The sequence below is a fragment of the Saccharopolyspora sp. NPDC002686 genome (assembly GCF_040295745.1).
Classification (GTDB): domain Bacteria; phylum Actinomycetota; class Actinomycetes; order Mycobacteriales; family Pseudonocardiaceae; genus Saccharopolyspora; species Saccharopolyspora oryzae.
The window spans coordinates 1-7,344 of the sequence record NZ_JBEOVY010000367.1 but is presented as its reverse complement, the minus strand read 5'-3'; the positions used below and the strand labels follow the sequence as shown (position 1 = coordinate 7,344).

The window sequence follows — 7,344 nt, the reverse complement described above, 5'->3', positions numbered from 1 at the left end:
TGGGTTTCCCCGCGGCCAGCCGGGCCGCACACCTTCGTCTTACTTGGCCTTCTCGAGGATCTCGACGAGCCGCCAGCGCTTGCTGGCCGACAGCGGCCGAGTCTCCATCAGCAGCACGCGGTCGCCGACGCCGGCCGAGTTGGCCTCGTCGTGCGCCTTGACCTTGCTGGTCTGGCGCATGACCTTGCCGTAGAGGGCGTGCTTCTTGCGGTCCTCGAGGGAGACCACGATCGTCTTGTCCATCTTGTCCGAGACGACGTAGCCCTCGCGCACCTTGCGACGGTTGCGCTCCACGCCCTGTCCTTCTTTCTCGCTCATGCCGCGCCCTCCTCAGCGCCTTCGGGGGAAACCGTCAGGCCGAGTTCACGCTCTCGCATGATCGTGTAGATCCGGGCGATGTCCTGCCGGACCGTGCGCAGCCGCCGGTTGTTGCTCAGCTGACCGGTGGCCATCTGGAAGCGGAGGTTGAACAGCTCCTCCTTCGCTTCCTTCAGCCGCTGGACGAGCTCCTCGTCGTTAAGCTCGCGGAGCTCGGAAGCGGTGACACCCGCTGCCATCAGAAGTCACCACCCTCGCGGGACACGATCTTGCACTTCATCGGGAGCTTGTGCGCCGCACGGGTCAGCGCCTCGATCGCCGTCTTCTCGTTCGGGAAGGTCAGCTCGAACATGATGCGTCCGGGCTTGACGTTGGCGACCCAGGACTCCGGCGAACCCTTACCGGAACCCTGACGGGTTTCGGCGGGCTTCTTGGTCAGCGGGCGGTCCGGGAAGATGTTGATCCACACCTTGCCGCCACGCTTGACGTGCCGGTTGATCGCGATACGGGCCGATTCGATCTGGCGGTTGGTCACGTAGCCGTGCTCGATCGCCTGAATGCCGTACTCACCGAAGCTGATCTTGGTGCCACCCTTGGCGAAGCCCTTGCGCTTCGGTGCGTGGCTCTTGCGCCACTTCACCCTGCGTGGGACGAGCACGTCTCAGCCCTCCGTCTTCTCTTCAGCCGGTGCAGCCTGCGGCTGCTCGCCCTCCGCGGCCTTCTCGGCCTTGGCGGACTTGTCAGCTGCAGCGCGGTCCGCGCCGGCACCCCGGCGACGACCGCCGCGGTCCGAACGGCCACCGCGGTCACCGCGGTCGCCGCCGCGCGGCGGGCGGACCTCGGACTCCTGCTGCTTCTGCTTCAGGCCACCGACCAGCTCGCCCTTGTAGATCCACACCTTGACGCCGATGCGCCCGAAGGTGGTGCGGGCCTCGAAGAAGCCGTAGTCGATGTCCGCGCGCAGCGTGTGCAGCGGGACCCGACCCTCGCGGTAGAACTCCGAGCGGGACATCTCCGCGCCGCCCAGACGACCGCCGCACTGCACCCGGATGCCCTTGACCTGCGGCGAACGCATGGCCGACTGGATGGCCTTGCGCATCGCGCGGCGGAAGGACACGCGGTTGGACAGCTGCTCGGCCACGCCCTGCGCGACCAGCTGGGCGTCCGCCTCGGGGTTCTTGACCTCGAGGATGTTCAGCTGGACCTGCTTGCCGGTCAGCTTCTCCAGCGCACCGCGGATGCGGTCCGCCTCAGCACCGCGGCGACCGATCACGATGCCCGGCCGAGCGGTGTGGATGTCCACGCGGACCCGCTCGCGGGTGCGCTCGATCTCAACCTTCGAGATCCCAGCGCGCTCCATGCCGCGAGACAGCTGCCGGCGGATCTTGACGTCCTCCGCGACGTACTCCGAGTACTGCTTGTCGGCGTACCAGCGGGACTTCCAGTCCGTGGTGATGCCGAGTCGGAAGCCGTGCGGGTTGATCTTCTGACCCACTACCGGGCACTCCCCTTCTGGCTCTTTCGGGACTTGGTCGCCGCCTTCGGCCGGGACTCGACCTCGACCGTGATGTGGCTGGTCCGCTTGCGGATCCGGTACGCACGGCCCTGCGCGCGCGGCCGGAACCGCTTCAACGTCGGCCCCTCGTCCACGTAGGCGTGGCGCACGACCAGCGTCTCCGGGTCGAGGGAGAGGTTGTTCTCAGCGTTGGCGATCGCACTGGCGAGCACCTTCGACACCGGACCGCTGGCGGTCTGCGGCGCGAACTGGAGCACGGCCAGGGCATCGGCGGCACTCCGGCCCTTGATGAGCTCGACCACGCGGCGCGCCTTCATCGGCGACACGCGGACGAACCGGGCCCGCGCCACTGCGTGCGGGAATTCCTCCGCTGCAGTGGAGTCGGTACGGGCTGTCATCCTGCTACCCCTTGCTCTTACTCGTTCGTGTCACAGACCCGCCTCAGCGGCGGCGCGACTTCCGGTCTTCCTTGACGTGGCCCTTGAAGGTGCGGGTCGGGGCGAATTCGCCCAGCTTGTGCCCGACCATCGCCTCGGTGACGAACACCGGGACGTGCTTCCGGCCGTCGTGCACCGCGAAGGTGTGCCCCAGCATGTCCGGAATGATCGTGGACCGGCGGGACCAGGTCTTGATCACGGTCTTCTTGTTGGACTCGTTCAGCGCGTCCACCTTCTTGAGCAGGTGGTCGTCCACGAACGGGCCCTTCTTCAGGCTGCGTGGCATGTTTGCTTACCTCCCTGCTCAGCGCTTCTTGCCGGTGCGACGGCGGCGGACGATGAGCTTGTCACTGGGCTTGTTGCGGCGGGTGCGACCCTCCGGCTTGCCCTTCGGGTTGACCGGGTGTCGACCACCGGAGGTCTTACCCTCACCACCACCGTGCGGGTGGTCCACCGGGTTCATGACGACACCGCGGACGGTCGGGCGCTTGCCCTTCCACCGCATGCGGCCGGCCTTGCCCCAGTTGATGTTGGCGTGCTCCGAGTTGCCGACCTCGCCGACGGTGGCCCGGCACCGCGCGTCCACGTTGCGGATCTCGCCCGAAGGCATCCGCAGCTGGGCGTACGGGCCGTCCTTGGCCACCAGCTGCACCCGGGCACCGGCCGAGCGAGCGATCTTCGCGCCCTGTCCGGGGCGGATCTCGATCGCGTGGATCACGGTGCCGGTCGGGATGTTGCGCAGCGGCAGGTTGTTGCCCGGCTTGATGTCGGCCCGAGGACCGCTCTCGATCGCGTCGCCCTGCTTCACGTTGTTCGGCGCGATGATGTAGCGCTTCTCGCCGTCGGCGTAGTGCAGGAGCGCGATCCGAGCACTGCGGTTCGGGTCGTACTCGATGTGCGCGATCTTGGCCGGCACACCGTCCTTGTCGTTGCGACGGAAGTCGATCAAGCGGTAGGCCCGCTTGTGACCGCCGCCCTTGTGGCGCGTGGTGATCTTGCCCTGCGCGTTGCGACCCGCCTTGCGGTTCAGCGGACGCACGAGCGACTTCTCCGGCTCCGACCGGGTGATCTCGGCGAAGTCGGACACGCTGCTGCCACGACGCCCCGGCGTCGTCGGCTTGTACTTGCGAATGCCCATGGTTAACGCAACCTCGTCCTAATCAGCCCTCAGGCGGCCGGTCCGCCGAAGATCTCGATCGGCTTGCTCTCCGGCGACAGGGTGACGATCGCCCGCTTGGTGTTCTTGCGCTTGCCGAAGCCGGTGCGGCTCCGCTTGCGCTTGCCCTCGCGGTTGATCGTGTTGACGCTGGTGACCTTGACGTCGAAGATCTTCTCGACCGCGATCTTGATCTCGGTCTTGTTCGAGCGGGGGTCCACCAGGAAGGTGTACTGCCCCTGCTCGAGGAGCCCGTAGCTCTTCTCGGAGATCACCGGCGCCAGGATGATGTCTCGCGGGTCGGCGCTCACTGCTCTGCCTCCTCGGCGGAAGACGCGGCGGCCTTGACCGACCGGCCCTTGGCCGGACCAGCGACGAAGCGCTCGAACGCGGCCTTGGTGAACACCACGTCGTCGCTGTTCAGCACGTCGTAGGTGTTCAGCTGACCGGGGTCGATCAGGTGCACGTTCTGCAGGTTCCGCAGGCTCAGCCAGGAGTTCTCCTCCTCGTGGCGGTTGAGCACAACCAGAACCTTCTTGGACTCGGTCCAGTTCCGCAGCGCGGTCTTGGCCGACTTGGTGGACGGCTGCTCGCCGCCGACCACACCGGTCACCACGTGCAGCTGGCCGGCGCGAACCCGGTCGGAGAGGGCACCGCGCAGGGCGGCGACCTTCATCTTCTTCGGGGTCCGCTGGGAGTAGTCCCGCGGCTGCGGGCCGTGGACGGTGCCACCGCCGGTGAACTGCGGGGCGCGGATCGAGCCCTGGCGGGCGTTGCCGGTGCCCTTCTGGCGGTACGGCTTCTTGCCGCCGCCGGACACCATGCCGCGCGTCTTGGTGGCGTGGGTGCCCTGGCGCGCAGCGGCCAGCTGGGCCACCACGACCTGGTGCATCAGCGCCACGTTCGCCTGCGCGTCGAAGATCTCGGCGGGCAGTTCGACGGTGCCGTCGGTCTTACCGTCCGGGGTACGGACGTCGAGCGTCAGGCTCATCACGCACCACCCTTCGCAGGGCTCTTGACCAGGACCAGGCCGCCCTTGGGGCCGGGCACTGCGCCCTTGATCAGCAGGAGACCGGTCTCGGCCTCCACCTTGTGGACCTTCAGGTTCTGGGTGGTGACGCGGTCCCGACCCATGCGCCCGGCCATCCGCATGCCCTTGAACACGCGACCGGGGGTGGCGCAGCCACCGATGGAACCGGGCTTGCGGTGCACCGCCTGGGTACCGTGGCTCGCGCCCTGGCTGCGGAAGCCGTGGCGCTTGATGGTGCCCGCGAAGCCCTTGCCCTTGCTGGTGCCGACCACGTCGACCACGGCGCCCGCCTCGAAGAGGTCGGCGCTGATCTCCTGGCCCAGCTCGTACTCGCCGGCGTCCGCGGTGCGCAGCTCGACGACGTGGCGGCGCGGGGTGACGCCGGCCTTGGTGAAGTGGCCGCTCCGCGGCTTGTTCACCTTGCGCGGGTCGATGGCGCCGAACGCCAGCTGCACGGCCGAGTAGCCGTCCTTCTCGGGGGTCCGAATCTGGGTAACCACGTTCGGCCCGGCCTGAACGACCGTCACCGGGACAATCCGGTTCTTGTCGTCGAAGACCTGGGTCATGCCGAGCTTGGTGCCCAGAATCCCCTTGATCTGCCTGTCAGACATAGGTCTCGTTCTCTCCAGCTACCTCGTCGCCGCTTACTGGATGTTCACGTCGACGCTGGCCGGCAGGTCGATGCGCATCAGCGCGTCAACCGTCTTCGGCGTCGGTTCGAGGATGTCGATGAGCCGCTTGTGCGTCCGCATCTCGAAGTGCTCCCGCGAGTCCTTGTACTTGTGCGGGGAGCGGATGACGCAGTAGACGTTCTTCTCCGTGGGCAGCGGCACCGGCCCAACGACCCGAGCGCCGGTGCGCGTCACGGTCTCGACGATCTTGCGCGCAGACGCGTCGATCGCCTCGTGGTCGTAGGCCTTGAGCCGGATGCGGATCTTCTGTCCCGCCATAGTGGCTTGCCGTTCCTCTAGTCTCGTGCCGCGGTTTGGTCTTGGGTGCGGGCGCACCGCACCGGTGCCCCACGCGGCTTCAGCCTGGTGTGGTCCCCGATCCCGGGAGCCGCCACAGCTCTCAGTCCGCCCCTGTTCAGGTATCTGGTGCCCGGTACACGCGGTCGGGCGTGTCGCCCAGCTATCGCAGACCGGTCCCCACGAACGTCGCCGATGGGGTGAGCCTCGCGGCTCGTACACCTTCTTGCGCCCCGTTCGGTCCGCCAACCGGAAACCGGCGGCATCAGCACCACCAGAGAGCGGTCCTGAACCAGAACAAGGGCCCGAGGCTCTCGCAGCAAGGCGGCCGGACCTTCGAAGTGCTCCGAATTTCCAGCCGCCCTGAACGAGCAACCCATACAGGATGACACACAGCCTGTGCCAGCCAAAATCGGGGGTCGCTTTCAGCGACCGAAGTCACCGAAAAGCAGAGGGCCCGCCTCCACCGGAGCGGAAGCGGGCCCTCGCCACGTCACTTGTGGATCTTGGTGACGCGACCGGCACCGACGGTGCGGCCACCCTCGCGGATGGCGAAGCGCAGACCCTCGTCCATCGCGATGGGCTGGATCAGCTGCACCGACATCGCGGTGTCGTCGCCCGGCATGACCATCTCGGTGCCCTCGGGGAGGGTCACCACACCGGTCACGTCGGTGGTCCGGAAGTAGAACTGCGGACGGTAGTTGTTGAAGAACGGCGTGTGACGCCCGCCCTCGTCCTTCGACAGGATGTAGACCTGCGCGTCGAACTCGGTGTGCGGGGTGGTGGTGCCGGGCTTCACGACGACCATGCCGCGCTCGACCTCTTCGCGCTTGACGCCGCGGATCAGCAGACCCACGTTGTCGCCCGCCTGGCCCTGGTCGAGCAGCTTGCGGAACATCTCAACGCCGGTGACGGTGGTCTTGATCGGCTTCTCCTTGATACCGACCATCTCCACCTCCTCGTTCACGTTGATGACGCCGCGCTCGATGCGGCCGGTCACGACGGTGCCGCGGCCGGTGATCGAGAAGACGTCCTCGATCGGCATCAGGAAGGCCTTCTCGACGTCGCGGACCGGGTCCGGGACGTTCTCGTCGACCGCGTCCATCAGCTCGACGATCTTCTCGGCCCACTCGGCGTCGCCCTCGAGCGCCTTCAGCGCGGAGACGCGGACCACCGGCACGTCGTCGCCCGGGAAGTCCTGGGCGGACAGCAGCTCGCGGACCTCCATCTCGACGAGCTCGAGGATCTCCTCGTCGTCGACCATGTCGGACTTGTTCAGCGCGACCAGGATGTACGGCACGCCGACCTGGCGGGCCAGCAGCACGTGCTCGCGGGTCTGCGGCATCGGGCCGTCGGTCGCCGCGACCACCAGGATCGCGCCGTCCATCTGCGCGGCACCGGTGATCATGTTCTTCACGTAGTCGGCGTGACCCGGGGCGTCGACGTGAGCGTAGTGACGCTTCTCGGTCTGGTACTCGACGTGCGCGATCTGGATGGTGATGCCGCGCTCGCGCTCCTCCGGCGCCTTGTCGATCTCGTCGAACGGCGTGAAGGGGTTCAGCTCCGGGTGCTTGTCGTGCAGAACCTTGGTGATGGCCGCGGTGAGCGTGGTCTTGCCGTGGTCAACGTGACCGATGGTCCCGATGTTGACGTGCGGCTTGTCCCTCTCGAACTTCGCCTTAGCCACTGGATTGTCCTCCTGGACTTGTTAACTTTCCGCCGTACGACTTGGTGTGCCAGGCGGAGTCCTGTCGGGTAGGTGACGTGCGGGCCGCTGCCCTTGCGGATCTCGGGGATCTGCGGGGGCAACCCCGAGGTGTGCTTGATCTACGCGCAGAACATGGCCTACGGCGTGAAGAGCCCGCCGCTGGCCGAGTGGATCGTGAACCTGGGCGAGGCCGCGGAGTTCATGTTCGACC

General features: G+C 67.2%; 12 protein-coding genes. All 12 read right to left on the bottom strand.

The genetic code is table 11. The features are described 5' to 3' along the window. Window positions 1–39: 39 nt before the first annotated feature. Entirely contained in the window at window positions 40–318 is a 279-nt protein-coding gene (gene rpsQ / locus ABTZ89_RS32685) for a 30S ribosomal protein S17 (RefSeq protein ID WP_093155214.1), read from the bottom strand. Further along, entirely contained in the window at window positions 315–557 is a 243-nt protein-coding gene (gene rpmC, locus ABTZ89_RS32680; RefSeq protein ID WP_270929395.1) for a 50S ribosomal protein L29, read from the bottom strand. The genes rpsQ and rpmC overlap by 4 nt, the downstream gene beginning before the upstream one ends. After that, on the bottom strand, window positions 557–976 hold the full coding sequence (gene rplP, locus ABTZ89_RS32675) for a 50S ribosomal protein L16 (protein ID WP_270947605.1): 420 nt from the start codon (window positions 974–976) through the stop codon (window positions 557–559). Before rplP ends, rpmC begins: the two co-directional genes overlap by 1 nt. Window positions 977–979: 3 nt before the next feature. Beyond that, window positions 980–1,813, bottom strand: a complete 834-nt coding sequence (gene rpsC / locus ABTZ89_RS32670) for a 30S ribosomal protein S3 (protein ID WP_270947604.1) — start codon at window positions 1,811–1,813, stop codon at window positions 980–982. Next, window positions 1,813–2,232: a 50S ribosomal protein L22 gene (gene rplV, locus ABTZ89_RS32665; protein WP_029536138.1), complete on the bottom strand. Its 420-nt coding sequence runs from the start codon at window positions 2,230–2,232 to the stop codon at window positions 1,813–1,815. Before rplV ends, rpsC begins: the two co-directional genes overlap by 1 nt. 43 nt (window positions 2,233–2,275) lie before the next feature. Beyond that, on the bottom strand, window positions 2,276–2,557 hold the full coding sequence (gene rpsS, locus ABTZ89_RS32660; protein ID WP_270947603.1) for a 30S ribosomal protein S19: 282 nt from the start codon (window positions 2,555–2,557) through the stop codon (window positions 2,276–2,278). Between the two features lie 18 nt (window positions 2,558–2,575). Then, entirely contained in the window at window positions 2,576–3,409 is an 834-nt protein-coding gene (gene rplB / locus ABTZ89_RS32655) for a 50S ribosomal protein L2 (RefSeq protein WP_270947602.1), read from the bottom strand. Window positions 3,410–3,438: 29 nt separating this feature from the next. Then, on the bottom strand, window positions 3,439–3,738 hold the full coding sequence (rplW, locus tag ABTZ89_RS32650) for a 50S ribosomal protein L23 (RefSeq protein ID WP_270947601.1): 300 nt from the start codon (window positions 3,736–3,738) through the stop codon (window positions 3,439–3,441). Continuing rightward, window positions 3,735–4,418 carry a 50S ribosomal protein L4 gene (gene rplD / locus ABTZ89_RS32645; RefSeq protein ID WP_270947600.1) on the bottom strand — a complete coding sequence of 228 codons (684 nt, stop codon included), beginning with the start codon at window positions 4,416–4,418 and terminating at the stop codon, window positions 3,735–3,737. Before rplD ends, rplW begins: the two co-directional genes overlap by 4 nt. Then, entirely contained in the window at window positions 4,418–5,068 is a 651-nt protein-coding gene (gene rplC / locus ABTZ89_RS32640) for a 50S ribosomal protein L3 (protein ID WP_270947599.1), read from the bottom strand. The genes rplD and rplC overlap by 1 nt, the downstream gene beginning before the upstream one ends. 33 nt (window positions 5,069–5,101) lie before the next feature. Beyond that, window positions 5,102–5,407 carry a 30S ribosomal protein S10 gene (gene rpsJ / locus ABTZ89_RS32635; protein ID WP_009948626.1) on the bottom strand — a complete coding sequence of 102 codons (306 nt, stop codon included), beginning with the start codon at window positions 5,405–5,407 and terminating at the stop codon, window positions 5,102–5,104. Window positions 5,408–5,918: 511 nt separating this feature from the next. Further along, window positions 5,919–7,112 (bottom strand): elongation factor Tu, encoded by a 1,194-nt coding sequence (tuf, locus tag ABTZ89_RS32630; protein ID WP_270947598.1) that lies wholly within the window; start codon window positions 7,110–7,112, stop codon window positions 5,919–5,921. Window positions 7,113–7,344: the final 232 nt, after the last annotated feature.

What these genes read in the sequence shown, in the direction of transcription:
- rpsQ (WP_093155214.1), bottom strand. Translation starts at nt 318, where the DNA reads ATGAGCGAGAAAGAAGGACAGGGCGTGGAGCGCAACCGTCGCAAGGTG.
- rpmC (WP_270929395.1), bottom strand. Translation starts at nt 557, where the DNA reads ATGGCAGCGGGTGTCACCGCTTCCGAGCTCCGCGAGCTTAACGACGAG.
- rplV (WP_029536138.1), bottom strand. Translation starts at nt 2,232, where the DNA reads ATGACAGCCCGTACCGACTCCACTGCAGCGGAGGAATTCCCGCACGCA.
- rpsS (WP_270947603.1), bottom strand. Translation starts at nt 2,557, where the DNA reads ATGCCACGCAGCCTGAAGAAGGGCCCGTTCGTGGACGACCACCTGCTC.
- rplB (WP_270947602.1), bottom strand. Translation starts at nt 3,409, where the DNA reads ATGGGCATTCGCAAGTACAAGCCGACGACGCCGGGGCGTCGTGGCAGC.
- rplD (WP_270947600.1), bottom strand. Translation starts at nt 4,418, where the DNA reads ATGAGCCTGACGCTCGACGTCCGTACCCCGGACGGTAAGACCGACGGC.
- rplC (WP_270947599.1), bottom strand. Translation starts at nt 5,068, where the DNA reads ATGTCTGACAGGCAGATCAAGGGGATTCTGGGCACCAAGCTCGGCATG.
- rpsJ (WP_009948626.1), bottom strand. Translation starts at nt 5,407, where the DNA reads ATGGCGGGACAGAAGATCCGCATCCGGCTCAAGGCCTACGACCACGAG.